Annotated in this window: 19 protein-coding genes and 1 pseudogene; 9 read left to right on the top strand and 11 right to left on the bottom strand. The window is 67.4% G+C overall.

What is annotated here, in order from left to right; all coding sequences use genetic code 11:
- Position 1 precedes the first annotated feature (1 nt).
- Entirely contained in the window at positions 2 to 1,141 is a 1,140-nt protein-coding gene (gene arnB, locus PcP3B5_RS05395) for a UDP-4-amino-4-deoxy-L-arabinose aminotransferase (RefSeq protein ID WP_061560741.1), read from the bottom strand.
- Positions 1,142 to 1,404: 263 nt separating this feature from the next.
- On the opposite strand from arnB, the gene PcP3B5_RS05400 reads away from it, so the two are divergent.
- Positions 1,405 to 1,608 carry a hypothetical protein gene (locus PcP3B5_RS05400; RefSeq protein ID WP_061560742.1) on the top strand — a complete coding sequence of 68 codons (204 nt, stop codon included), beginning with the start codon at positions 1,405 to 1,407 and terminating at the stop codon, positions 1,606 to 1,608.
- A gap of 79 nt (positions 1,609 to 1,687) precedes the next feature.
- On the opposite strand, the gene PcP3B5_RS05405 is transcribed toward PcP3B5_RS05400, so the two are convergent.
- The gene (locus PcP3B5_RS05405; protein ID WP_043272311.1) at positions 1,688 to 3,271 is read right to left on the bottom strand and encodes a peptide chain release factor 3; all 1,584 of its coding nucleotides are present in this window, start codon (positions 3,269 to 3,271) and stop codon (positions 1,688 to 1,690) included.
- Positions 3,272 to 3,384: 113 nt separating this feature from the next.
- Complete coding sequence (locus PcP3B5_RS05410) at positions 3,385 to 4,656, bottom strand: cation:proton antiporter (RefSeq protein WP_061560743.1); 1,272 nt, start codon at positions 4,654 to 4,656, stop codon at positions 3,385 to 3,387.
- Between the two features lie 738 nt (positions 4,657 to 5,394).
- Here PcP3B5_RS05410 and PcP3B5_RS05415 point away from each other — a divergent pair.
- Positions 5,395 to 6,558 carry a type III PLP-dependent enzyme gene (locus PcP3B5_RS05415; protein ID WP_043315266.1) on the top strand — a complete coding sequence of 388 codons (1,164 nt, stop codon included), beginning with the start codon at positions 5,395 to 5,397 and terminating at the stop codon, positions 6,556 to 6,558.
- Positions 6,559 to 6,667: 109 nt separating this feature from the next.
- Positions 6,668 to 8,088 (top strand): annotated as a pseudogene (locus PcP3B5_RS05420) (IS1182 family transposase).
- A gap of 871 nt (positions 8,089 to 8,959) precedes the next feature.
- Here the strand turns inward: PcP3B5_RS05420 and PcP3B5_RS05425 are convergent.
- The 3 genes from PcP3B5_RS05425 to PcP3B5_RS05435 form a co-directional block, all read right to left on the bottom strand.
- Complete coding sequence (locus tag PcP3B5_RS05425) at positions 8,960 to 10,750, bottom strand: phosphoethanolamine transferase CptA (protein ID WP_061560744.1); 1,791 nt, start codon at positions 10,748 to 10,750, stop codon at positions 8,960 to 8,962.
- 115 nt (positions 10,751 to 10,865) lie between these two features.
- Complete coding sequence (locus PcP3B5_RS05430) at positions 10,866 to 11,660, bottom strand: tetratricopeptide repeat protein (RefSeq protein ID WP_009617708.1); 795 nt, start codon at positions 11,658 to 11,660, stop codon at positions 10,866 to 10,868.
- A gap of 1 nt (position 11,661) precedes the next feature.
- Positions 11,662 to 12,342 carry a Fe2+-dependent dioxygenase gene (locus PcP3B5_RS05435; RefSeq protein WP_061560745.1) on the bottom strand — a complete coding sequence of 227 codons (681 nt, stop codon included), beginning with the start codon at positions 12,340 to 12,342 and terminating at the stop codon, positions 11,662 to 11,664.
- Positions 12,343 to 12,545: 203 nt separating this feature from the next.
- Between PcP3B5_RS05435 and PcP3B5_RS05440 the strand changes: the two genes are divergently transcribed.
- Positions 12,546 to 14,795, top strand: a complete 2,250-nt coding sequence (locus tag PcP3B5_RS05440) for a TonB-dependent receptor (protein ID WP_058071451.1) — start codon at positions 12,546 to 12,548, stop codon at positions 14,793 to 14,795.
- Positions 14,796 to 14,885: 90 nt separating this feature from the next.
- Positions 14,886 to 17,429: a PepSY domain-containing protein gene (locus PcP3B5_RS05445; RefSeq protein WP_237143097.1), complete on the top strand. Its 2,544-nt coding sequence runs from the start codon at positions 14,886 to 14,888 to the stop codon at positions 17,427 to 17,429.
- A gap of 443 nt (positions 17,430 to 17,872) precedes the next feature.
- On the opposite strand, the gene lpxO is transcribed toward PcP3B5_RS05445, so the two are convergent.
- Positions 17,873 to 18,772: a lipid A hydroxylase LpxO gene (gene lpxO, locus PcP3B5_RS05450; protein WP_061560747.1), complete on the bottom strand. Its 900-nt coding sequence runs from the start codon at positions 18,770 to 18,772 to the stop codon at positions 17,873 to 17,875.
- Positions 18,773 to 18,916: 144 nt separating this feature from the next.
- Between lpxO and PcP3B5_RS05455 the strand changes: the two genes are divergently transcribed.
- The 3 genes from PcP3B5_RS05455 to PcP3B5_RS05465 are packed head-to-tail and all read left to right on the top strand — an operon-like array spanning position 18,917 to position 21,263.
- Positions 18,917 to 19,672, top strand: a complete 756-nt coding sequence (locus PcP3B5_RS05455) for a 5-oxoprolinase subunit PxpA (RefSeq protein ID WP_043315259.1) — start codon at positions 18,917 to 18,919, stop codon at positions 19,670 to 19,672.
- Positions 19,669 to 20,346, top strand: coding sequence for a 5-oxoprolinase subunit PxpB (gene pxpB, locus PcP3B5_RS05460; protein WP_061560748.1), 678 nt, complete (start codon positions 19,669 to 19,671; stop codon positions 20,344 to 20,346). Before PcP3B5_RS05455 ends, pxpB begins: the two co-directional genes overlap by 4 nt.
- Positions 20,343 to 21,263, top strand: coding sequence for a 5-oxoprolinase subunit C family protein (locus PcP3B5_RS05465; RefSeq protein ID WP_061560749.1), 921 nt, complete (start codon positions 20,343 to 20,345; stop codon positions 21,261 to 21,263). The genes pxpB and PcP3B5_RS05465 overlap by 4 nt, the downstream gene beginning before the upstream one ends.
- Here the strand turns inward: PcP3B5_RS05465 and PcP3B5_RS05470 are convergent.
- Positions 21,260 to 21,742 carry an Lrp/AsnC family transcriptional regulator gene (locus PcP3B5_RS05470; protein WP_061560750.1) on the bottom strand — a complete coding sequence of 161 codons (483 nt, stop codon included), beginning with the start codon at positions 21,740 to 21,742 and terminating at the stop codon, positions 21,260 to 21,262. The two genes, PcP3B5_RS05465 and PcP3B5_RS05470, sit on opposite strands and share 4 nt — an antisense overlap.
- A 137-nt stretch (positions 21,743 to 21,879) precedes the next feature.
- On the opposite strand from PcP3B5_RS05470, the gene PcP3B5_RS05475 reads away from it, so the two are divergent.
- Positions 21,880 to 22,506, top strand: a complete 627-nt coding sequence (locus PcP3B5_RS05475; RefSeq protein ID WP_061560751.1) for a LysE family translocator — start codon at positions 21,880 to 21,882, stop codon at positions 22,504 to 22,506.
- A 544-nt stretch (positions 22,507 to 23,050) separates the two neighbouring features.
- Here PcP3B5_RS05475 and PcP3B5_RS05480 read toward each other — a convergent pair.
- The 3 genes from PcP3B5_RS05480 to PcP3B5_RS31800 are packed head-to-tail and all read right to left on the bottom strand — an operon-like array spanning position 23,051 to position 25,157.
- On the bottom strand, positions 23,051 to 24,022 hold the full coding sequence (locus PcP3B5_RS05480; RefSeq protein ID WP_061560752.1) for a peptide ABC transporter ATP-binding protein: 972 nt from the start codon (positions 24,020 to 24,022) through the stop codon (positions 23,051 to 23,053).
- A complete protein-coding gene (locus tag PcP3B5_RS05485) occupies positions 24,022 to 24,993 on the bottom strand; it encodes an ABC transporter ATP-binding protein (RefSeq protein WP_043315253.1) in 972 nt (323 codons plus the stop codon). Before PcP3B5_RS05485 ends, PcP3B5_RS05480 begins: the two co-directional genes overlap by 1 nt.
- Positions 24,990 to 25,157 carry a hypothetical protein gene (locus PcP3B5_RS31800; protein WP_160336926.1) on the bottom strand — a complete coding sequence of 56 codons (168 nt, stop codon included), beginning with the start codon at positions 25,155 to 25,157 and terminating at the stop codon, positions 24,990 to 24,992. The genes PcP3B5_RS05485 and PcP3B5_RS31800 overlap by 4 nt, the downstream gene beginning before the upstream one ends.
- Positions 25,158 to 25,162: the final 5 nt, after the last annotated feature.

Genomic DNA, 25,162 nt, shown 5'->3' on the forward strand with positions numbered 1-25,162 from the left:
TTCACCGAAGAAGGGTTTCGCAGGCCCCGACCACGCGCTCCAGGTCGGCGTCGGTCATGTCGGGGAACAGCGGGATGGAACACAGGCGCGCCGAGTTCCATTCGGTGGCGGGCAGGCTGACGCCGGGGAAGCGCTGGCGGTACCAGGTGTGCAGGTGGGTGCCGATGAAGTGGATGCCGCTGCCGATGCCGCGCTGCTGCAGGGCCTGCATGAAGGCGTCGCGATGCATGCCGCAGGCCTGCTCGTCGATGCGCAGGATGAACAGGTGCCAGGCGTGCTGCTGCGGGTAGCCGGGCACGCTCAACGGCTGCACCGGCAGGTGCGCCAGGCGCTCCAGGTACTGCGCGGCGAGTTCGGCGCGGCGGGCGTTGAGGGCGTCCAGGCGCTCCAGCTGTACCAGCGCGATGGCTGCATTGATGTCGGTGAGGTTGTACTTGAAGCCCGGCTCGATCACCTGCGCCTGGGGCTTGCGGCCGTGGCTCAGGCGGTCGTAGGCGTCCACCCCCAGGCCGTGGAACTTCAGGGTGCGCACGCGGTTGGCCAGGGCCTCGTCGTCGCTGACGAACATCCCGCCCTCGGCGCAGGTCATGTTCTTGATGGCGTGGAAGGAGAAGATCGCCGTGCCGCGTGAACCGACGTGGCGGCCGCGGTAGCGGGTGCCGGCGGCGTGGGCGGCGTCCTCGATCACCGCGATGCCGTGTTTTTCGGCCAGCGCGTAGAGCGGGTCGAGGTCGAAGGCGGCGCCGGCGTAGTGCACCGGGATGATCGCCTTCGTGCGCGGGGTTATGGCCGCCTCGATGCGCGCGGCGTCGGTCATCAGGGTGTCGCGGTCGACGTCGACGAACACCGGCGTGGCGCCCAGCAGGCAGATCATGTTGGCGGTGGACACCCAGGTCTGCGACGGGGTGATCACCTCGTCGCCCGGGCCGATGCCCAGCGCGAGCAGGGCGATGTGCATGGCGCCGGTGGCCGAGGCCACGGCCACCGCGTGCTTGCAGCCGACGTAGTCGGCGAAGCGCTGCTCCAGCAACTGGTTCTGCGGGCCGGTGGTGATCCAGCCGGAGCCGAGCACCTGGCTGACGGCCTGGATTTCCTCGGCGCCGATGCTGGGCCGGGAGAAGGGGAGGAACGCGTTGTCCATGCGGGTCACGGGACTGTGGCCATTGAATGCATCCATGCTCGCCGAGCAATCGTTAAGAACCCGTTATGAGCATGTTCGGAAAATGTCGCGGCCCTGCCTGCACCCTGGCGGGGCAGGGCAGACGGGTGGGAAGGGATCGTTGCGGGCCCTTCGCCAGGAGTGCCGGTGGCTGCCGCGCAGGGCGCCGAAAATGGGCCCGCAGGCCGCGGTCGCTCTATTCCGGGGCAAATTGAACGAGCGCTCGATTTGGCCGGAAAACACTGTTGAACACTCGTTCATTCGTGGTTGTGGTGATGCCACGCCCCGCCGCCTGGGATATCCACTACGCCGCCGTGGCGGCGCAACGCGCCGGGGAGGACGCGATCGTCCTCAGCGTCGGCGATCCGGACTTCGCCACGCCGGCCTTCATCACCGATGCGGCGGCCGAACCCGAAGCGCGCCTGGGATCAAGGTCAAACGGCGGATAACGCCGTAGGCGTTATGCGCCCTACGGCTGGAAACGAAAACGCCCGCACGACGGCGGGCGTTTTCACGAAGGCACCTGACTCAGTGATGCTCGCGCGTCGCGCGGAAGGTGATGTCCGGCCAGCGCTCTTCCATCAGGCTCAGGTTCACCCGGGTGGGGGCCAGGTAGGTGAGGTGGCCGCCGCCGTCCACGGAGAGGTTCTCGAAGGCCTTGTCCTTGAACTCCTTGAGCTTCTTCTCGTCCTTGCACTCGATCCAGCGGGCCGACCAGACGTTGATCTGCTCGTAGGCGCACTCGACCTTGTATTCCTCCTTCAGGCGGCTGGCGACCACGTCGAACTGCAGCACGCCCACGGCGCCGAGGATGATGTCGTTGTTGCGCTCGGGGAAGAACACCTGGGTGGCGCCTTCCTCGGCCAGTTCCTGCAGGCCCTGGCGCAGCTGCTTGGACTTCAGCGGGTCCTTCAGGCGCACGCGGCGGAACAGTTCCGGGGCGAAGTGCGGGATGCCGGTGAAGCCCAGGTTCTCGCCTTCGCTGAAGGTGTCGCCGATCTGGATGGTGCCGTGGTTGTGCAGGCCGATGATGTCGCCGGCGTAGGCCTCTTCCAGCTGCTCGCGCTCGCTGGAGAAGAAGGTCAGGGCGTCGGCGATCTTCACGTCCTTGCCCAGGCGCACGTGGCGCATCTTCATGCCCTTCTCGTACTTGCCCGAGCAGATGCGCATGAAGGCGATGCGGTCGCGGTGTTTCGGGTCCATGTTCGCCTGGATCTTGAACACGAAGCCTGTGAACTTCTCCTCGGTGGGCTCGACGATGCGCTCGTGGGCAGCGCGCGCCAGCGGCTGCGGGGCCCAGTCGACGATGCAGTCCAGCACCTGGTCGACGCCGAAGTTGCCCAGCGCGGTACCGAAGAACACCGGGGTCATCTCGCCCTTGAGGAAGGCTTCCTTGTCGAACTCGTGGCAGGCGCCCTGCACCAGTTCCAGCTCTTCGAGGAAGTTGTCGTAGAGGTCGCCCAGGTGCGCGCGGGCCTCGTCGGAGTCGAGCTTGTCGATCACCTGGGTTTCGATGCGCTCGTGGCCGTGGCCGGGCACGTAGACGATGATCTTGTCCTCGGCCAGGTGGTACACGCCCTTGAAGTCCCGGTAGCAGCCGATCGGCCAGGTGATGGGCGCGGCCTTGATCTTCAGCACCGCCTCGATCTCGTCGAGCAGCTCGATGGGGTCGCGGATGTCGCGGTCCAGCTTGTTGATGAAGCTGACGATGGGCGTGTCGCGCAGGCGGCAGACTTCCATCAGGGCGATGGTCCGCGGCTCCACCCCTTTACCGCCGTCGAGCACCATCAGCGCCGAGTCCACCGCGGTCAGGGTGCGGTAGGTGTCTTCGGAGAAGTCTTCGTGGCCGGGGGTGTCGAGCAGGTTGACCATGTGCTCGCGGTAGGGGAACTGCATCACCGAGGTGGTGATGGAGATGCCGCGCTGCTTCTCCATCTCCATCCAGTCGGAGGTCGCGTGGCGGTCGGACTTGCGCGACTTCACGGTGCCGGCGACGGCGATGGCCTTGCCCATCAGCAGCAGCTTCTCGGTGATGGTGGTCTTACCGGCGTCGGGGTGGGAGATGATCGCGAAGGTACGGCGCTTGGCGACTTCGGCGGCCTGGTTGGTCATGGGTGCGTGCCTGCTGGAGTTCGGTGACGGCGGGCGCGGTCGGCCCGGAAAAGCGCGGGATTATAGCCCAAAGCCTTGCGTCGCCGGCAGGTGCGGCGACGCAAGGCCCCGCCTCAGTGGCCGTCGTCGGCCGCGGGCGCCGCGCCGCGGTAGAGGGTGCGCACCAGCGGGCCGATGGACAGGCCCTGGAGCAGGATGGACACCAGCACCACCACGTAGGTCAGGCTGAGGATCAGGTCGCGCTGCTCGCCCAGCGGCAGCGACAGCGCCAGGGCCACCGAGACGCCGCCGCGCAGGCCGCCCCAGACCAGGATGCGGATGGTCCCGCCCGGCACCTGGCGGCGCCCGGCCTCGGTCTGGCGCAGCACCAGGATGGCCGGGGCCACGGTGAGCAGGCGCGAGGCCAGCACCGCGCCGCCGAGGACCAGGGCGGCCACCACGTGCAGCCAGTTGAACGGCAACAGCAGCAGCTCCAGGCCGATCAGGGCGAACAGCAGGGCGTTGAGGATTTCGTCGATCAGCTCCCAGAACTTGTCGATGTAGCGCCGCGTCTCGTCGGACATGGCGTACTGGCGCGCCTGGTTGCCGATGATCAGCCCGGCCACCACCATGGCGATCGGCGCCGACACGTGCAGGCGCGCGGCCAGGGCGGCGCCGCCGATGACCAGGGCGAGGGTCAGCATCACTTCCACCTGGTACTGGTCGATGCCGCGCATCATCAGGAACACCCCGTAGCCCAGCGCCGCGCCGAACAGCACGCCGCCCACCGCTTCCCGCAGGAACAGCCAGGCGGTGGTCGAGACGGTCGGCGTCTCGCCGGCCATGAGGATGCCCAGGAGAATGGTGAACACCACCACCGCGGTGCCGTCGTTGAACAGCGACTCGCCGACGATGGTGGTGGCCAGCGGCTTGGGCGCGCCGGCCGAGCGCAGGATGCCGAGCACGGCGATGGGGTCGGTGGGCGAGATGAGCGCGCCGAACAGCAGGCAATAGATGAAGTCCACGTGCCAGCCGAACAGGGCGAAGGTGTAGTAGGCCAGGTAGCCGATCACCGTGGTGGCGATCAGCACGCCGAAGGTGGCCAGCAGGCCGATGGGCCACTTGTAGTTGCGCAGGTCGCCGAGGTTCACGTGCAGGGCGCCGGCGAACAGCAGCGCGGGCAGGAACCAGGTCATCAGCACTTCGGAGAAGTCGATGCGGCGGATGATCTGCTGCATCTCCACCTCCAGCACCGGGTAGCCGGCCATCGACAGGCCCTGGGCGAGGAGCGAGAACACCAGCGCCGTGGCCATCACGCCGATGGTCGGCGGCAGCCGCACGAAGCGGTAGTTCACGTAGGTGAGCAGGGTGGTCAGCGTGATGAACGCCGCGGCGAGGTCGAGCATGTCGCAGGTACTCCTTGGCAAGGCAAGTGGGCCGGCCCCAGTGACCTATCCCTGGGTCGGGGGCACGCGGAAAGAGAGCGGATGATAACCGGATATGGCGGGCATATTGGCGAGCGCCGAGGTTTCGTCCGACAGGGGCGGGGAGTATGGGGTCCAGCCGTGGTTCGGGTTTCCGAGCCTGGTGCGCGAACTTTCCCCAAAGTCAGGGGGCGGTGGTCGGTCGGCACTGCTTGCGGATGAACCCTCGTCGCTGTCCCCGGTCTGTCAAAAAGAAGGGGGATGATCGGGTCGTTCCGAAACCCCTAGAACGCCCGTGCTGTGCGGTATTCCGTGCATTTTGTGGAGTATCTAGAACAGTCAACCGGCAAGGCGACAAAGGGATTCGGCAAAGCGGCAATTTCTGGTTGAACTCACGGACTTCAGGTCCTAAAGTTCGCGCCCGAACGTCCATGCTGGAAACGATCCATCCGGCTCAAGTACTGACGACGAGAGGTCGCCTCTGGTGCCCTGCGACTCCCGCAACCCTCTCCTGGCGTTGTTGCTCCGCCTTGCCGTAGGTCCACTACTGCCTGCGGCGAAGCGCCTAGCCATGAGAGGGTTGCAGTAGCCGCTGGAACATCGAAGGTCTGATCCTCGGCGACATGCCTTGGGAAGTAGGCGAACCAAAGTGGGGAAACGGATTAGACGTTCAGCTTCACCCCTACGTATCCATGTGTTTTGCCATTGGGAGTCCCAACCATGTCCATCAAGGTCGAGGATTACTTCGCCCCTGAAACCTTCCAGCGTATGAAGGCATTTGCCGACAAGCAGGAAACCCCCTTCGTCGTCATCGACAAACAGACCATCGCCGACGCCTACGACCAGCTGACCCACTGCTTCCCGTTCGCCAAGGTGTACTACGCGGTCAAGGCCAACCCGGCCACCGAGATCACCGAGCTGCTGCGCGACAAGGGCTCGAACTTCGACATCGCCTCGATCTACGAGCTGGACAAGGTGATGAAGACCGGCGTGGGCCCGGAGCGCATCAGCTACGGCAACACCATCAAGAAAGCCAAGGACATCCGCTACTTCTATGAGAAGGGCGTGCGCCTGTTCGCCACCGACTCCGAGGCCGATCTGCGCAACATCGCCAAGGCCGCGCCGGGCTCGAAGGTCTACGTGCGCATCCTCACCGAGGGTTCGACCACCGCCGACTGGCCGCTGTCGCGCAAGTTCGGCTGCCAGACCGACATGGCCATGGACCTGCTGATTCTCGCCCGCCAGTTGGGCCTGGTGCCCTACGGCATCTCCTTCCACGTCGGCTCGCAGCAGCGTGACATCTCCGTGTGGGACGCCGCCATCGCCAAGGTCAAGGTGATCTTCGAGCGCCTGAAGGAAGAAGACGGCATCGAGCTGAAGATGATCAACATGGGCGGCGGCTTCCCGGCCAACTACATCGCCAAGACCAACGACCTGGAAACCTACGCCGAGGAAATCATCCGCTTCCTCAAGGAAGACTTCGGCGACGACCTGCCGGAAATCATCCTCGAGCCGGGCCGCTCGCTGATCGCCAACGCCGGCATCCTGGTCAGCGAAGTGGTGCTGGTGGCGCGCAAGTCGCGCACCGCGGTGGAGCGCTGGGTGTACGCGGACGTAGGCAAGTTCTCCGGCCTGATCGAAACCATGGACGAATCCATCAAGTTCCCGATCTGGACCGAGAAGAAGGGCGAGATGGAAGAAGTGGTGATCGCCGGCCCGACCTGCGACAGCGCCGACATCATGTACGAGCACTACAAGTACGGCCTGCCGCTGAACCTGGCCGCCGGCGACCGCCTGTACTGGCTGTCCACCGGCGCCTACACCACCAGTTACAGCGCGGTGGAGTTCAACGGCTTCCCGCCGCTGAAGGCCTTCTACATCTGAGCCGTAGGTGAACCGAAGAAACCCCGCCGATCAGACTGTGTGAAAACCTAGCCGTCTGAGTGGAGGCCGAAGACAATGCCCGTATCGATCGATACGGGCATTGTCGTTTATGGGCTACATCCAGGGAGAGGCGCGCGGTCAGGACAGTCTGTTTCCTCCGTCATTGGACGAACTGGTTCCCGAGGACCATCTGGTGCGGGTGATCGAGGCCTATGTGGCGCAGCTGGACCTGCAGGTCCTGGGTTTCAGCAAAGCGCAGCCGCAGAAGACGGGGCGGCCGGCCTACGATCCCGCGGACCTGCTCAAGCTTTACCTGTACGGCTACTTCCAGCGCATCCGTTCCTCGCGCCGGCTGGAAGCCGAGTGCCGGCGCAATGTCGAGGTGATGTGGTTGCTGGGCCGGTTGGCACCGGACTTCAAGACCATTGCCGACTTCCGCAAGGACAATGGGGCGGCCTTTCAGGCGACCTGCCGGGCCTTCGTGCAGTTCTGCCGTCAGGTGGGGCTGATCAGTGGCCAACTGGTGGCCATCGATGGCAGCAAGTTCCAGGCGGTGGCGTCGCAGCGCAAGCACCTGAGCCTGGCCAAGCTCAAACGCCAACAGGCCAAGCTGGAGGCGCAGATTGCCCGCTATCTGGCGGAGCTGGACGAGGCCGACCGTAGCGAAGCGACTGAAGTGGTCGATCGCAGCGCGGTCAAGGCCGCGCTGCAACACCTGGATAACCGGCATGCCGACAACCTGACAGCCCAGGCACTGATGGAGGCGCAGGGGCTGGAGCAATTCGTGGTTGGCGAGAGCGAAGCCCGCCTGATGCGCACTCACCAAGGAGTCAAGGTGGCCTTCAACGTGCAGAGTGCGGTGGATGGTGAGCATGGCCTGATCCTGCATCATGCGGTGACCCAGGACGGCAGCGACAACCAGCAACTGGAACCCATGGCCAAGGCCGCCCAGGCCGTGCTGGAACAGGCGCACTTGACGGTCACGGCGGATGCCGGCTACTCCAATGGCGAGCAGTTCCAGGCCTGTGACGAGGCCGGCATCACCGCCTATGTGCCGGCGAATCGGGGGATCAACAATCAGGGCGACGGTCCCGCGCTATTCGACCGCAGCGCCTTTACCTACGACGCGGAAACCGACCAGTACCAATGCCCGGCGGGCGAATGGCTGCCGCTCAAGCAGGTGAACGGCAAGCAGCGCATCTATGCGGCCCGCACCGATTGCAGCGCTTGCCCCTTGCAGCCGCAGTGCACGAAAGCCAAACGCCGACACGTCACCCGGCATGCCCATGAAGCGGCTTTCGAGCGCATGCAGCAGCGGATGCAGGCCCATCCGGAGATGATGGTCAGGCGCCGGTCCATCGTCGAACATCCCTTCGGCAACCTGAAACAGTGGATCCTGGGCAACGGCCGCTTCCTGCTCCGCCAGTTGCAGGGGGCGCGCACGGAAATGGCCTTGGCGGTCAACGCTTACAACCTGAAACGGGCCCCAATGTGCTCGGTGCTCGCCGGTTGATCGAGCTGATGGGCTAAAAGCCCACCCTTTTTCCATGGCCCAGAAACACCAACGCCCCGAACCAGTCGGGGCGTTGGCTTGGCCTGCAGTCAGGGTGTTTTCACACGGCCTGCGATGCGGGGTTTTTTCTTTTGTCCCAGCCAATGCCTTTCCGACTGCGCCGAGGGGCTTTTCGTAGGATGGGTTGAGCTTGCGAAACCGATGCGGTGGTGATGATGGGTATCGCTTCGCTCAACCCATCCTACGGGCGCGGAGGTGTAGGCAGGATAGCTCGGACGTAGGAACGAACTCTGTCCGCGATAGCCGGAGGTGTCGGCGCGATTCGCGGATGAGATCCGCTCCTACGCCGCCCCGCCCACACCATCCCCGGGACGCACGTCATGCGCACGAAATCGCGGGCAGGGCCCGCTCCTACAGTTCCAGGAAAGCACGGGCGTAGGAGCGGACCTTGTCCGCGATAGCCGGGGGTGTCGGCGCGATTCGCGGATGAGATCCGCTACGCTGCCCCGCCCACATCATCCCCGGGACGCACGTCATGCGCACGAAATCGCGGGCAGGGCCCGCTCCTACAGTTCCAGGAAAGCACGGGCGTAGGAGCGGACCTTGTCCGCGATAGCCGGAGGTATCGGCGCGATTCGCGGATGAGATCCGCTCCTACGCTGCCCCGCCCACACCATCCCCGGGACGCACGTCATGCGCACGAAATCGCGGGCAGGGCCCGCTCCTACAGTTCCAGGGACGCACGGGCGTAGGAGCGGACCTTGTCCGCGATAGCCGGAGGTGTCGGCGCGATTCGCGGATGAGATCCGCTCCTACGGGTTGCCCCAACACCGTGCCCATGTAGGAGCGCGCCCTGCGCGCGAAATCGCGGGCAGGGCCCGCGCGGCCTCAACCCTCGTTGGCCTGGCGCACCTGGACGGTGGCGGGCGCCTTGCCTGCCTTGGCCAACTGCTGGTCGCCCATTGCGTTATCCAGCGGCAACTTGTCGAACTCGTGCAGGCCGTTCTTCGCGTAGGGATCGCCGATCCAGCGCGGCGCCGCGACGAACTCGGGGCTGACCAGGCTCTTGCCCGGCTCGTAGCGGTCGTAGCTCAGGCCGGCCAGGTCGGACAGGGTGTGGATCAGGTGCGAGCTGCTGTAGGGCCTTCCGCTCAGCGCCTGCAGGTCGCGCGGGTGGGCCTGTTGCCAGCTCGGCGAGGTCCAGAGCAGGAAGGGGATGGTGTACATCGGCCGCGTCGGGTCGCCTTCGTTGCGCCCCAGGCGGTCGTGCTTGCCGGAGCTGAAGACTTCCTCGCCATGGTCGGAGAGGTACACCAGGAAGCCGTTCGGCTCGCTAGCGGCGTAGCGCTTGATCAGGCTGGCGACCACGAAGTCGTTGTGCAGCACCGCGTTGTCGTAGGCGTTGTAGGTGTCCGCCTGGTCGTCCGAGAGCCCGGCCGGCACGCCCTGGCGGTCCTTGAAGCGGGCGAACGCCTCGGGGTAGCGATAGCGGTAGTCCATGTGGGTGCCCAGCAGGTGCACCACGATGAGTTTCTTCGGCGCCGGGTCCTTGAGCACCTGTTCGAAGGGCGCGAAGACCACGTCGTCGTACTGGCGGGCGTTCTGGTTGCGCTGGTTGTTCAGGTAGAACTGCTCGTCCGTCTGCTGCGAGAAGGTGGTGAGCATGGTGTTGCGCTTGGTCATCGTCTGCTGGTTGGTGATCCAGAAGGTCTTGTAGCCGGCCTGTTTCATCAGGTTGATCAGCGACGGGTCGGTGAGGAAGCGGTCCGGGTGCTGCTCGTCGCCGAAGGTGAGGATCTGCTGCATCACCTCGATGGTGTAGGGGCGCGGCGAGACCACGTCCTTGAACACCGTCAGGTTGCGGTCGCCGGCGGCCAGGGCGTCGAGGTTCGGCGTGGTCGGCCGGTCGTAGCCGTACAGGTGCATGTGCTCGCGGGTGGTGGATTCGCCCAGCACCAGCACCAGGGTGCGCGGCGCCTCGCCGCTGCCATCCTTGAGGTTCTTCAGCGGCGGCAGGGCGGCGTTGCGCTGCAGCAGCTTCTGCATGTTGTCCAACTGCTGGCGGTACTGCGCGTAGCCCACCACCAGTTGCCAGGGCACCGCCGGCTCCATGCGCTGCTGCACCTTCTCCAGGGCCTGGGCGAAGCTGCGCTCCTGGCTGACCATCTGCTTGTAGAAGGGGTAGGCCAGGTTCGCCGCCACCAGCAGCACGGCCAGGGCCACCCGGGCCGGCGCCGGCATGCGCAGCGGGCGCACGCGCCGCCACAGCAGCACCGCCACCGCCGTGTAGAGCAGCAGGGCCAGGCACAGCCAGGTGCTGAAGTACTGGCTGAAGTATTCGCCGGCCTCGGCCGTGTTCGACTCGAACATGACGAAGATGACGCTCTGCGAGAACTCCTGGTGGTAGATGCCGAAGTAGCTCAGGCCCACCAGCGAGGCCGCCCACAGCACCAGGCCGATCAGCGCCGCCAGGCCGCGGGTGAAGCGCGGCAGCAGCAACGGCGGGGCCAGCCACAGGCTGCTGAGGAAGAAGGCGTCGCGGAAGCCGGCGAAGCCGGTGGTGCCGCTGAACAGGATCAGCGCCTGGGTGACGCCGGAGAAGTACCAGAAGAACAGCAGCAGCCAGCCCAGGCCGGCCCAGTCCACCTTGCGGCGGGAGGGGTTGGTTGCAGTCGACACGCTTGCCTCGTCTTGCAGGGGCCGCCCGTGTGGGGCGGTCAGTTGGCTTGCGAGCCTAGCGAGGCATGTGTGAAGGGCGGGGCAAGGGTATGTGAAAAAAACGTCAAGAAATCGCTTACAGGCGTTTGAGCGCCGCGGCGAACAGGTCGGCGTCGGCCGTCTCGCCGAGTTCCGCGGCGCGCCGGTAGTAGGCCAGGGCCAGGCTGCGCAGCTCCGGCTGCGGCGCCCGTTCCAACTGCTCGCGGGCCACCCGCAGGAAGTTCAGGTTGCCGCCCTCCAGGGCGCGCAGCAGCCAGTAGCGCGCGTCCTCCACCTCGCCCCGTTCGGCCAGCGCCGCGGCGTGGCTGAACTGACCGCGGAAGTCGCCGGCCACCGCCGAGCGGCGGTACCACTCGCGGGCCTGCTCGGGGTCGCGCGGCACGCACAGGCCTTCCTCGTAATGGCGGCCGACCAGGTTCATCGACTTGGCGTGGCCGAGGTCGGCGGCGCGCCGGTACAGCGCCAGGGCATGGGCCGCGTCGCGCGGCACGCCGCGGCCGGTGGCCAGCAGGTTGGCCAGGTTGTACAGGCCCCAGTCGAGGTCCACCGCCGCTGCGCGGGCGTAGTGTTCGGCCGCCTCGGCGGGGTTGGCGGGCACGCCCCAGCCGTGCTCCAGGCAGCGCCCGAGCATGTTGCGCGCCATGGCGTGGCCGCGCTCGGCGGCGATGCGGAACCAGGTCGCCGCCAGCGCGGCGTCGCGCTCGATGCCCTGGCCGTCGAGGAGGATCTGCCCGAGCAGCGCCTGGGCCTCGACGTCGCCCTGGCGCGCGGCTTCGAGGATGGCCGCCGCGGCCTGGCGCGGGTCGCTGGCCAGGCGGGCGCGCAATTGCTCCACCGAGAGCTCTTCGCGCCGGCGCAGGACGAACGCCATGTCAGACCTCGACCCAGCGCCGCAGCAGGTTGTGGTAGGTGCCGGTCAGCTCGATCAGGGCCGGGTGCTCCGGCACGTCGGCGGTGAGCTTCTGGATCGCCTGGTCCATCTGGAACAGCAGGGCGCGCTGGCTGTCCTCGCGCACCAGGCTCTGCGTCCAGAAGAACGAGGCGAAGCGCGCGCCGCGGGTCACCGGCTCGACCTTGTGCAGGCTGGTGCCGGGGTAGAGCACCAGGTCGCCGGCCGGCAGCTTCACGCGCTGCTCGCCGTAGGTGTCCTGGATCACCAGCTCGCCGCCGTCGTAGTCCTCGGGGTCGCTGAAGAACAGGGTGGAGGAGAGGTCGGTGCGCACCCGTTCGCGGCCGCCCTGGACGTCGCGCACGGCGTTGTCGATGTGGAAGTCGAAGCTGCCGCCGCCGGTGTAGCAGTTGAACAGCGGCGGGAACACCTTGTGCGGCAGGGCCGCGGACATGAACAGCGGGTTCTGCCACAGGCGCAGCAGCATGGCCTCGGAAATCTCACGGGCCAGCGGGTGGTCCTGGGCCAGCTGCAGGTTGTGCTTGGCCTTGGCCGACTGGTAGCCGGCGGTGACCTTGCCGTCGCCCCACTCGGCCTGCTCCAGGGCGGTGCGGATGCGGGTCACCTCGTCGCGGGTGAACAGGCCGGGAATGTGCAGCAGCATGGCGGGGCTCGGTCAAATGAAAATCCGACGCCGATGATAGACATTTGCATTTGCAGCGTATAGCGGAGGTGGCGAACGGTCGCACGGGGTAAATGTAAATGTTGTAAATAAAGTGCGTCTGATAATATTTACTAATTGATACAGATTCTCGTTTTGCACTAGATTGCGCCGCCTTCAGCAAGTCCCTGGGGAGGGAACTTTCGATGTCGCGTCAATCTGTCGAAGCCACCAGCGCTCCGCGCCTGCTGGTCTCCGCCGTCGGTGTGGCCATCACCGCCATGTCCGGCAGCCACTTCGCCCAGGCGGCGGAGTCCACCGAGAAGAAGCCCGCACAGGATGTGCTGTCGCTGGATGCCGACACCGTCGTCGGCCAGCAGGGCGAAGAAACCTACAACGTCCAGCAGTCGGCCTCGCAGAAGTACACCGCGCCGCTGCTCGACACGCCCAAGACCGTCACCGTGATCCCGCAGCAGGTGATCAAGGACACCGGCGCCCTGACCCTGGTCGATGCTCTGCGCACCACGCCCGGCATCACCTTCGGCGCCGGCGAGGGCGGCAACCCGGCGGGCGACCGTCCGTTCATCCGCGGTTTCAACGCCGAGAGCGACACCTTCCTCGACGGCATGCGCGACGTCGCCTCGCAGACCCGCGAAGTGTTCAACATCGAGCAGATCGAAGTCAGCAAGGGCCCGGGCTCGGCCTACACCGGCGCCGGCTCCACCGGCGGCAGCCTGAACCTGGTGAGCAAGACCGCCAAGCTGCAGGACTTCAACGACGCCAGCTTCACCTACGGTTCCGACCAGACCCACCGCACCACCCTGGACGTCAACCACACCCTGGGCGACAACGCGGCCTTCCGCCTGAACCTGATGAAGCACGAAGCCAACGTCGCCGGCCGCGACGACGTCAGCGTCAGCCGCTGGGGCGTGGCGCCGACCATCACCTTCGGCTTCAACACCCCGACCCGCGCGACCTTCTCCTACTACCACCTGGCCACCGACGACATCCCGGACTACGGCCTGCCGCTGACCAACGTCGACCGCAGCAAGCACAACCCGAGCAAGCCGGCCTCGGTCGACCGCGACAACTTCTACGGCCTGACCCACCGCGACTACCGCAAGAGCACCACCGACAGCGGCACCTTCCGCATCGAGCACGACCTCAACGACGACCTGACGCTGTCCAACAGCTTCCGCATGGTCCGCACCACGCTCGACTACGTGGTCAGCAACCCCGACGACAGCCGCGGCAACGTCGCCAACGGCTACGTCTATCGCTCGTCGAAGAACCGCAATTCCACCTCCAAGGGCTGGGTCAACCAGACCGACCTGAAGGCCACCTTCGACACCGGCAGCATCAGGCACAGCCTGGTGACCGGCCTGGAGTTCAGCTACGAGGACGTGCACAACCGCCCCTACGTGGTGACCCCGGGGGCCGCGGGCAACACCTGCAACGCCGCCCTGCTGGCCAGCGGCGACTGCACCAGCCTGGCCAACCCGACGCCCAAGGACCCCTGGACCGGCAGCATCGTCGACAGCCAGGCCTACACCGACACCGATACCAAGACCTCGGCCGTCTACGTGTTCGACACCCTCAAGCTCAACGAGCAGTGGGACCTGAACCTGGGCCTGCGCTACGACGACTTCGACACCGAGTCCAGCGGCTACAGCACCGGTGGCCGCGGCTCGGCGCCGGGCAACTTCAAGCGCGAGAGCAACACCCACTTCTGGAACTACCAGACCGGCCTGGTCTACAAGCCGCTGCCCAACGGCAGCATCTACCTGGCCTGGTCCACCTCCAGCAACCCCAGCGGCGAGACCGCAGGCGAAGGCGGCCAGGAAGTCAGCGCGGCCAACACCAGTCTGGACCCGGAACGCAACCGCAACCTGGAGCTGGGCACCAAGTGGGACTTCTTCGACGAGGCGCTGTCGCTGAACGCCGCGGTGTTCCGCACCGACAAGACCAACGCCCGCGTCGCCGACCCGGACAACAGCTCCTTCCAGGTGCTCGACGGCGAACAGCGCGTACAAGGCGTAGAACTGGGCTTCAGCGGCCAGCTGACGCCCAAGTGGAAGGTCTTCGGCGGCTACACCTACCTGGATAGCGAGATCCGCAAGTCGACCACCAAGTCCGACGAAGGCAACCGCATGCCGCAGGTGGCGCCGAACAACTTCACCCTGTGGACCACCTACGAGGTGCTGCAGGACCTGACCATCGGCGGCGGCACCACCTACGTGGACAAGCAGTTCGGCAACACTGCCAACTCGACCTACATCCCGTCCTACTGGCGCTACGACGCCATGGCCAGCTACAAGCTGAGCAAGAACGTCGACTTGCAGCTGAACGTGCAGAACCTGACCGACAAGCGTTACTTCGACCAGGTCTACAGCACCCACATGGCCCACGTGGCCCCGGGCCGCACGGCGCTGCTGGGGGTGAACCTGCACTTCTGATCGCACGGCCTTCCGTGCACCCCGCCCGTTGCTCCTTCGGGCGGGGTTTTCTATTGTTTGGCGCCCCGCGCCCGAGGTGAGAGCAAGGTGTTGAAGAAAGTCTGGTTCCAGCTGCATTGGTTCTTCGGCATAAGCGCCGGCCTGGTGCTGGCCCTGATGGGCGTGACCGGGGCGGCGCTGTCGTTCCAGGACGAACTGCTGCGCGCCTTCAACCCTGCCAGCCTGACGGTGCAGGAGCAGCCCGGCGGCACCCTGGCGCTGGACGAACTGGTACAGCGGGTGGAGTCCGCCGAGCCGGGCAGGAAGGTGTCCTTCGTCTGGGCCAAGGTCGACGGCGACGAGGCCGCGCGCATCTTCTTCACCCCGCCGCCGGGCCAGCGCCGCGGCGAATCGCGCTACGTCGACCCCTACACCGGTGCCTCGCTGCCGGCGCCGTCCGGGGAAGGCTTGTTCATGTTCATCATGCAGCTGCACCGCTTCCTGGCCCTGGGCGAGTTCGGCAAGCAGGTGACCGCGGCCTGCACCCTGATCCTCATCTATTTCTGCCTCTCCGGCCTGTACCTGCGCTGGCCGCGCAAGACCCTGAGCTGGCGCGCCTGGCTGGCCCTGGACTGGCGCAAGAAGGGCCGCGCCTTCAACTGGGACCTGCACGCGGTAGCCGGCACCTGGTGCCTGGCCTTCTACCTGCTGGCTTCGCTGACCGGCCTGTACTGGTCCTACGACTGGTACCGCGGCGCGCTGTTCAAGCTGCTCGACGACGCCCCGGCCGGCCAGCAGCGCCAGGGCGGCCGCGGTGGCCGTGGCGGCGAAGCGCCCAAGGGGCCGCCGCTGGAAGTGGACTACAGCGCCCTGTGGAACACCCTGCGCAGCACCGCCGGCCCTGGTCTTGAGGCCTACAACCTGCGCCTGCCGCCGGTGGGCGGGCAGCCGGCCACGGTGTTCTACCGCCTGGACGACGCCGCCCACGAACGCGCCTTCAACGAAATGCGCATCGACCCGAAGAGCGGCCGCCTGCTGGGCGACAAGCGCTACGCCGACAGCAGCTTCGGCAAACAGCTGCTGACCAGCGTCTACGCCCTGCACGTGGGCAGCTACTTCGGTATGCCCGGGCGCATCCTGATGATGCTGGCGAGCCTGGCCATGCCGCTGTTCTTCGTCACCGGCTGGCTGCTCTACCTCGATCGCCGGCGCAAGAAGAAAGCCGCCCAGGCTGCCCGCGTCGAACTGGCTGGCGCCGGCGGCGCCGATGCCTGGCTGGTGGGCTACGCCAGCCAGAGCGGTTTCGCCGAGCAACTGGCCTGGCAGAGCGCCGGGCAGCTGCAGGCCGCGGGCCTGGCGGTGCGCGTCGAGCCCCTGGCGCGCCTGGACCGCCAGCAACTGGAGCAGACGCGCAACGCGCTCTTCGTGGTCAGCACCTTCGGCGACGGCGAGGCCCCGGACAGCGCCCGCGGCTTCGAGCGCAAGCTGCTCGGCGAAGCCGCCGGCCTCGGCCAGCTGCGCTTCGCCATGCTCGCCCTGGGCGACCGCCAGTACCAGGCCTTCTGCGGCTTCGCCCGGCGGATGCAGGGCTGGCTGCAAGGGCAGGGCGCGCAGCCGCTGTTCGACGGCGTGGAAGTGGACAACGGCGACGCCGCCGCCCTGCGCGAGTGGCAGCAACACCTGGCGCAACTGACCGGCGTGACCGCGCCGGCGCCCTTCGCCGCGCCGCAGTACGAGCTGTGGAGCCTGGCCGCCCGCGAACACCTGAACCCCGGCAGCCAGGGCCAGTCCACCTGGCTGCTGCGCCTGCAAGCGCCGGCCGGCAGCAGCGTCGACTGGCGCGCCGGCGACCTGGTGGAAATCCTTCCGCAGCACCCGCGTGAACGCGTTCTGGCCTGGCTGGCGCGGCTGGGGGTGGACAGCATGGCCTGCGTCGAGGTCGACGGCGGCCGCGTGGGCCTGGCCGAAGCCCTGACCGGGCGCGAGCTGCCGGCCTCCCTCGGCCACCTGGTCGGCCTGCACCCGCAGGCGTTGCTGGACGCCCTGGTGCCGCTGGCGGCGCGGGAATACTCCATCGCCTCGCTGCCCAGCGACGGCGCCCTGGAGCTGATCGTGCGCCAGGAGCGCCACCCCGACGGCAGCCTGGGTGTGGGCTCCGGCTGGCTCACCGAATACCTGCAACCCGGCGCCGGCCTGGCCCTGCGCCTGCGCCGCAACGCCGGCTTCCACCTGCCGGAGGAAGACCGCCCGCTGATCCTGATCGGCAACGGCACCGGCCTGGCCGGCCTGCGCTCGCTGCTGCGCGCCAGCATAGGCGCGGGCCGCCGGCGCAACTGGCTGCTGTTCGGCGAACGCAACCGCGAGCACGACTTCTACTGCCGCGAAGAGCTGGAAGGCTACCTGCTGACCGGCGAACTCCAGCGCCTGGACGTGGCCTTCTCCCGCGACCAGGCGAGCAAGGTCTACGTGCAGGACGTCCTGCGCGAACGCGCTGAGGAGTTGCGGCAGTGGCTGGAAGAGGGCGCGGCGATCTACGTCTGCGGCAGCCTGGAAGGCATGGCCGGCGGCGTGGACGCGGTGCTGCGCGAAGCGCTGGGGGACTTGGCGGTGGAAGCGTTGCTGGAAGAAGGGCGCTATCGGCGGGATGTTTACTGATGAACCGGCCCACTGCAACGTCTCTGGACCGAACGCCAGCCTTGCCGGCGTAATCGCGGACAAGGTCCGCTCCTACAGGGGGAATGCCGTGTTTCCCTGCTACCTGTAGGAGCGGGCCCTGCCCGCGAAATCGCGCGCAGGGCGCGCTCCTACAAGGGAATGGCATGGGTGGGGTAGCGTAGGAGCGGATCTCATCCGCGAACCGCGCCGGAATCTCCGACTATCGCGGACAAGGTCCGCTCCTACGGGGGAGGAACGCCGTGTTTCCCGGCTACCTGTAGGAGCGGGCCCTGCCCGCGAAATCGCGCGCAGGGCGCGCTCCTACATGGGAATGGCATGGGTGGGGTAGCGTAGGAGCGGATCTTATCCGCGAATCGCGCCGATATGCCCGGTTATCACCTGTAGGAGCGAGCAAGCTCGCTCCTACGAAGAGCACCGCACCTTCAGATCCAGAGAATGAACGCCAGGATCGCCCCGAAGAACGCCCATTTCTGCAGGTAGTACAGCTTGCGGTTGCGCTTCTTCAGGGCCTTGCCCTGCAGGCGGATCTTGTACAGCGTGCCGAAGGCGCGGTTGATGCCGCCGGTCTTGTCGCCGTCGTCGTTGGGCGAGGCGGCGGCGGCCATCACGTTGCGGCTGAACCAGCGGTTGAAGGCCTGCGCCCAGCGGTACTTCAGCGGCCGCTCGACGTCGCAGAAGAGGATCACCCGGTCGTGCTCGGTGGTGTTCTCGGCGTAGTGGATGTAGGTCTCGTCGAACACCACGGCCTCGCCGTCCTTCCACGAGTAGCGCTGGCCGTCCACCTCGATGAAGCAGCCCTCGTCGTTCGGCGTGAACAGCCCCAGGTGGTAGCGCAGCGAGCCGGCGTAGGGGTCGCGGTGGCGCACCAGGCGCGAGCCCGGCGGCAGCTCGGCGAACATCGCCGCCTTCACCGAGGGGATTTCCCGCAGCAGCGCGGTGGTCTGCGGGCAGACCACGTCGGCCGAGGGGTGGGCGTCGTCGTACCACTTCAGGTAGAAGCGCTTCCAGCCGGTCTTGAAGAAGGAGTTGAAGCCGACGTCGTTGTACTGCTCGGAGCGCTTGATGCTGCCGGCCTCACGCAGGCGCAGGGCCTCGGCGCGGATGACTTCCCAGTTGTCGGTGAGCTTCTGCATCTCCGGGAAGGCGTTGGGCGTCAGGTACGGCGTGTTGGGCACCCTGGAGAACAGGTACATGAAGCAGTTCAGCGGGGCGAGGAAGCTGGAGTGGTCGCTCAGCTGCCGGGACAGCTTGTGGCGGACCTTGCCGCGTACGTGCACATAGGCGATGCAGGCCGCGTAGGCAGCCAGGATCAGGGCTTTCATCTTCGAGTCGATGGCTTTCGGCGGGAGGAAGCGGAGGATATTACTCCCCTGAATCGTTACTGAATATTCCTAAGACTAAATGATGGCCCTCTGGTTTAACCTAGGGATGTTTCCGAAACTCGCCGGCGAAGTCGAGGCAGTATCATGACCGATCAGTCAACTCGCATCCTGCTCAACTGCGACATGGGGGAAAGCTACGGCGCCTGGCGCATGGGCGACGACGTCCACGCCATGCCGCTGATCGACCAGGCCAACCTGGCCTGCGGCTTCCACGCCGGCGACCCGCTGACCCTCCAGCGCACCGTGCGCCTGGCGGTGGAGCAGGGCGTGAGCATAGGCGCGCATCCGTCCTACCCCGACCTGGCCGGTTTTGGCCGCCGCCATCTGAGCTGTTCGCCGGAAGAGGTGCAGGCCCTGGTGCTGTACCAGGTGGGCGCGCTGGACGCCTTCTGCCGCGCCGCCGGCACCCGCGTCGACTACGTGAAGCCCCACGGCGCGCTGTACAACGACCTGGTGCGCGACGACGCCCTGCTGGCGGCGGTGCTCGATGCCTGCGCGGCCTACCGCAAGGGCCTGCCGCTGATGGTCCTGGCCCTGGCCGACAACCGCCGCGAACTGGCCCTGGCCGATGCTGCCGACGTGCCGCTGATGTTCGAGGCCTTCGCCGACCGCGCCTACCTGCCCGACGGCCAGCTGGCCCCGCGGCGCCTGGTCGGCGCGGTGCACCACGAGCCGCAGCGTATCCTCGACCAGGCCCTGGCCATCGCCCGTGGCGAGCCCTTCCCGGACATCGACGGCAACCCGCTGCGGCTGCGCGCCGACAGCCTCTGCGTGCACGGCGACAACCCCGAATCCCTGGCGGTGCTGCGGCGCCTGCGTGGCCTGCTGGACGCCGCATGATCCGCGTCGAGCCCTTCGGCGCCGAAGCCCTGCTGCTGACCCTGGCCGAACGCCCGGACGCGTACCTGCCGCTACGCATCGCCGCCCTGGCCGAACGCCTGCGCTCGGCCTTGGGCGAGGTGCTGACCGACCTGGTGCCGGGCTGGACCACGCTGCTGCTGCACTACGACCTGCGCCGCACCGACCCCCTCGACCTGCAGCGCCGCCTGGCGCCGTTGCTGGCGGACTGGCCCGGCCCCGAGCCGAGCGACGCCGCCGGGCGCCTGCATGAAATCCGCGTGTGGTACGCCGGCGAGGACCTCGACGAGGTGGCCCGGCGCTGCGGCCTGCGGCGGGACCAGGTGATCGAACTGCACAGCGCCCGCGAGTACCGCGTCGGCGCCATCGGTTTCGCGCCTGGCTTCGCCTATCTCGGCGAGCTGGACGAGCGCCTGGCCCTGCCGCGCCGGGCCAACCCGCGCACCCGCGTGGCGGCCGGCAGCCTGGCCATCGCCGAGCGGCAGACCGCGGTCTATCCACAGGCCTCGCCGGGCGGCTGGCACCTGCTGGGGCTCACCGCGCAGCGCCTGTTCGATCCGCATCAGGAGCCGCCGTGCCCGCTGGCGGTGGGCGACCGGGTGCGTTTCCTGCCCATCGACGAGGCTGCCTTCCGCCGCGCCGGAGGTCGCTCATGAGTGGCCTGCGGGTACTCAAGGCCGGCCCGCTGAGCCTGTTGCAGGATGCCGGCCGCCACGGCTGGCAGCATCTCGGTGTATCCACCGGCGGGCCTGTGGATATCCATGCCGCGGCCTGGGCCAACCATCTGCTGGGCAACGCCTGGGGCACGCCGCTGCTGGAGGTGGCACTCGGCGGCCTGCGCCTGCGGGCCGAAGCGGATTGCTGGTTGGCGCTGTGCGGTGCGCAAGTGCCGATCCGCGTGGACGGCGAAGCGCGCCCTGGCTGGTCGCGCTTCGCTCTGCGCGCCGGGCAGGAACTGGAACTGGGCTTCGCCGCCAGCGGCCAGCGCGCCTACCTGGCCGCGGCGGGCGGCTTCCGCGTCGAACCCGTGCTGGGCAGTGTCGCCTCCCAGCGCCGCGAGGGCCTGGGCGGTCTGCACGGCGACGGCCGGGCGCTGGAGGAGGGCGACCTGCTGCCTTGCGCGGCTAGCGGTGCAGCCTTCGAACGCGGCGCCAGCGTGCCCTGGCCCTACGTGCCGGACTACCGCGACACGCCGGTGCTGCGCGTGCTGCCCGGCGGCGACGCCTTCGAGCCGGAGCAGCGTGCCGCCTTCTTCGAGCGCACCTGGCAACTCAGCCCGCAATCCGACCGCATGGGCGCGCGCCTGCACGGCGAGCCGATCCGCGCACCCCGCCGGCAATGGTCGCTGGGCATGGTCCGTGGCGCCATCCAGGTGCCGCCGGATGGCCAGCCCATCGTCCTGCAGGCCGACCACCAGAGCATGGGCGGCTACCCGCTGCTCGGCTTCGTCCACCCCCTGGACCTGGGCCTCCTGGCGCAGTGCCCGGCCCACGCTGAGGTGCGCTTCGCCGAGGCGGAGTTGGAGGCGGCGCAGGATGAACTGCGGCGCTTCTACCGTTTTTTCCGCGGCTAGCGGGGCAGGTGCTGCAAGGGCAGCGGCGCCGATTCCTTGAGGGTGCTGATGGCGAAGTTGCTGCGGATGTCGCTCACCCCCGGCAGCTTCAGCAGGGTGCCGGTGAGGAAGTGCTCGTAGGCGCGCAGGTCCGGCACCACCACCTGCAGCAGGAAGTCCGCTTCGCCGGAGACCAGGTGCACCGAGATGACCTCGGGCAGGTCGACCACCGCGCGACGGAAGGCTTCGGCCTGCTCCTCGTGGTGGCGCTCCACCTTGATCCCGACGAACACCGTCAGACCCAGGCCGATCTGGTCGCGGTCTAGGTCGGCGCCGTAGCGGCGGATCACCCCGGCCTCTTCCAGCAGGCGCACGCGGCGCAGGCAGGGGGAGGGCGACAGGCCGATGGCCTCGGCCAGTTGCACGTTGCTCAGGCGGCCGTCGCGTTGCAGGGCGGCGAGGATGCGGTGGTCGTAGGCGTCCAGTTTGTGGTTTGGCATATCTGGCCAGATTTCAGGATTTTGATTGGCAGATCATGCCAAAACCAGACGGGCTGGCAAGCCGAATACGCAAGCACCTGCCCTGGCCTTCGGGCATAGAATCCTTGACCGGAGTCCCTTGCTGCGGAGTGCGAACCATGGATTTCGGCGTCTTCCTGCTGGCCCTGGCGATGGTCTACCTGCTGCCCGGGCCGGACATGCTCCTGCTGCTGCACACCGGCGCCAGCCGCGGCGGCCGCACGGCCCTGGTCACCGCCCTGGGCCTGGCCACGGCGCGGGGCTGCCATGTGGTATTGGCTGGTGCCGGGCTGGCGCTGTTGTTCCGCAGCGTGCCCTGGACCTTCAATGTGGTGCGTCTGGCTGGCGCGGCCTACCTGGCCTGGCTGGGGCTGCGCATGTTGCTGGCGCGGCCGTCGTTGGCGGGCATCGAGCCTGTGGCCGAGGTGCAGGCGCGGAGTTGGCGGCGGGCCTTTGGCAATGGGTTGCTGACCAATCTGCTCAATCCCAAGGCGTTGTTGTTCTGTTCGGTGCTGCTGCCGCAGTTCGTGCGGCCGGATGCGGGGCCGTTGGCGTTGCAGTTCGGCGTGCTGGGGGCGGTGTTGGTGGGGGTGGGGTTGGCGTTCGATAGTTTCTATGCGTTGAGCGGGGCGCGGTTGGGGCGTTGGCTGGAGCGGCATGCCTTGGCGCAGCGGGTGCAGCAGTGGGTTTTTGCTTCGTTGCTGATCGGGTTCGGGGCGCGGTTGGCGTTGTTGAGGGCGGTGTAGGGGTGTGGGGGAATTGTGGAGTACAGGGATGCTCCGTTGCCCTCACCCCAGCCCTCTCCCGGAGGGAGAGGGGGCTTGTCCGTGCCGGCTGGGGGTGAAGTTTCAGCCGGATATCACAGCGTCCAGCTGACTCCGAAATATCAGCACACCCCGAACGGCCCCTCTCCCGGAGGGAGAGGGGGCTTGTCCGTGCCGGCTGGGGGTGAAGTTTCAGCCGGATATCACAGCGTCCGGCTGACTCCGAAATATCAGCGCACTCCGAACGGCCCCTCTCCCGGAGGGAGAGGGGGCTTGTCCGTGCCGGCTGGGGGTGAGGTTTCAGCCGGATATCACAGCGTCCAACTGACTCCGAATATCAGCACACTCCGAACGGCCCCTCTCCCGGAGGGAGAGGGGGCTTGTCCGTGCCGGTTGGAAGTGTGGTTTCAGCCGGACAGCACGGAGAGATATCCGGCTAACTGCAGAATACCCAGCTCTGCCCAACGGTCCCCTCTCCCTTTGGGAGAGGGTTAGGGTGAGGGAGCGGAGCCCAGCATTAGCACCATTACCCCAGAAACTGCTCCGCATGATGGCAAGCCACCTGCCGCTCATCCAGCAGCCGCAGTTCCGGCACTTCCACCTTGCAACGCTCCGTCGCATAGGGGCAGCGCTTGTGGAAGGCGCAGCCGCTGGGCGGGTTGAGCGGGTTGGGCAGTTCGCCCTGGATCTTGATCTTCGGCTTGCCCGGGTCCGGGTGGATCGCCGGGGTGGCCGAGAGCAGGGCGCGGGTGTAGGGGTGCAGCGGGCGTTCGTAGAGCTTGTCCGCCGGGCCCATTTCCGCCGGGCGGCCGAGGTACATCACCAGCACGTCGTCGGCTACGTGGCGCACCACCGCCAGGTTGTGGGAGATGAACACGTAGGCGGTGCCGAACTCCTGCTGCAGGTCCATGAACAGGTTGAGCACCTGGGCCTGGATGGACACGTCCAGCGCCGAGGTCGGTTCGTCGGCCACCAGCACCTTGGGCTGCAGCATCATGGCGCGGGCCAGGGCGATGCGCTGGCGCTGGCCGCCGGAGAACATGTGCGGGTAGCGCTGGTAGTGCTCCGGGCGCAGGCCCACCTGCTGCATCATCGCCTGCACCCGCTCGCGGCGTTCGCTGCGCGACAGGCTGGTGTTGATCAGCAGCGGCTCGCCGAGCTGGTCGCCGATCTTCTGCCGTGGGTTGAGCGAGGCGTAGGGGTTCTGGAACACCATCTGCACGTCGCGGCGCAGTTGCTTGCGCTGCTCGTGGCTGGCGCCCTTCACTTCCTGGCCGGCGATGCGCAGGGAGCCGGAGGTGGGCTCCTCGATCAGCGTCAGGGCGCGGGCCAGGGTGGACTTGCCGCAGCCGGACTCGCCGACCACCGCCAGGGTCTTGCCGGCCTGCAGTTCGAAGGACACGCCGTTGAGGGCGCGGACCAGGGCGTGGGGCTTGAACAGGCCCTGGGCGATGTCGTAGTGGCGGGTCAGGTCGCGGGCGGTCAGTACGGCTTCCATCAGACCACCTCCTTCAGGTTCAGCGGGTAGTAGCAGCGCACCGCGCCGCGGACGTGGGGTTCCAGGGCCGGGCGGATGGCGCGGCAGTCATCCTGCACATAGGGGCAGCGCGGCGACAGCAGGCAGCCCTGTGGCCGGTCGTAGCGCCCGGGGACGATGCCGGGCAGGGTGGCCAGGCGTTCTTCGCCTGCGCTGTGCTCGGGAATCGCCTTGAGCAGCGCCTCGGTGTAGGGGTGGGTGGGCAGGTCGAACAGCGCCGGCACCTGGCCGATCTCCACCGCCTGGCCGGCGTACATCACGCAGACGCGCTGGGCGGTCTCGGCGACCACGGCGAGGTCGTGGGTGATCAGGATCAGCGCCATGCCCTGGTCGCGCTGCAGGTTCAGCAGCAGTTCCATGATCTGCGCCTGGATGGTCACGTCCAGGGCCGTGGTGGGCTCGTCGGCGATCAGCAGCTTGGGCTCGCCGGCGATGGCCATGGCGATGGCCACGCGCTGGCTCATGCCGCCGGAGAGCTGGTGCGGGTAGGCGTCCAGGCGCTGGGCGGCGCCGGGGATCTCGACCTTCTCCAGCAGTTCCAGGGCGCGCTGGCGCGCGGCCTTGCCGCGCAGGCCCAGGTGCAGGCGCAGCACTTCCTCGATCTGGAAGCCCACGGTGTAGCTGGGGTTGAGGGCGGTCATCGGGTCCTGGAAGACCATGGCGATGTCCTTGCCGACGATGCGCCGGCGCTCGCGGCCCTTGAGCTTGAGCATGTCGCTGCCGTCGAAGCGCAGGGTGTCGGCGGTGATGCGCCCGGGGGCGTCGATCAGGCCCATCAGCGCCATCATGGTCACCGACTTGCCGGAGCCGGACTCGCCGACGATGGCCAGCACCTCGCCCTTGTCGACGTTCAGGTCGAGGCCGTCGACCACGGGCACGGCGTCGGCGCCGCCGAAGCGCACCGAGAGGTTGCGGATTTCCAGGAGGCTCATACGGCGGTCTCCATCAGGCGCTGCACGGGAACATTCATCGTTGCGGGGGCGGGCATGCGGGGCGCGTAGGATGGGTTGAGTGCAACGAAACCCATCGGCTTGGCGCTGGCGTGATGGGTATCGCTTCGCTCCACCCATCCTACGAGGAGCATGAAGTTCTTCATCTGCA

The organism is Pseudomonas citronellolis (assembly GCF_001586155.1).
GTDB lineage: Bacteria > Pseudomonadota > Gammaproteobacteria > Pseudomonadales > Pseudomonadaceae > Pseudomonas > Pseudomonas citronellolis.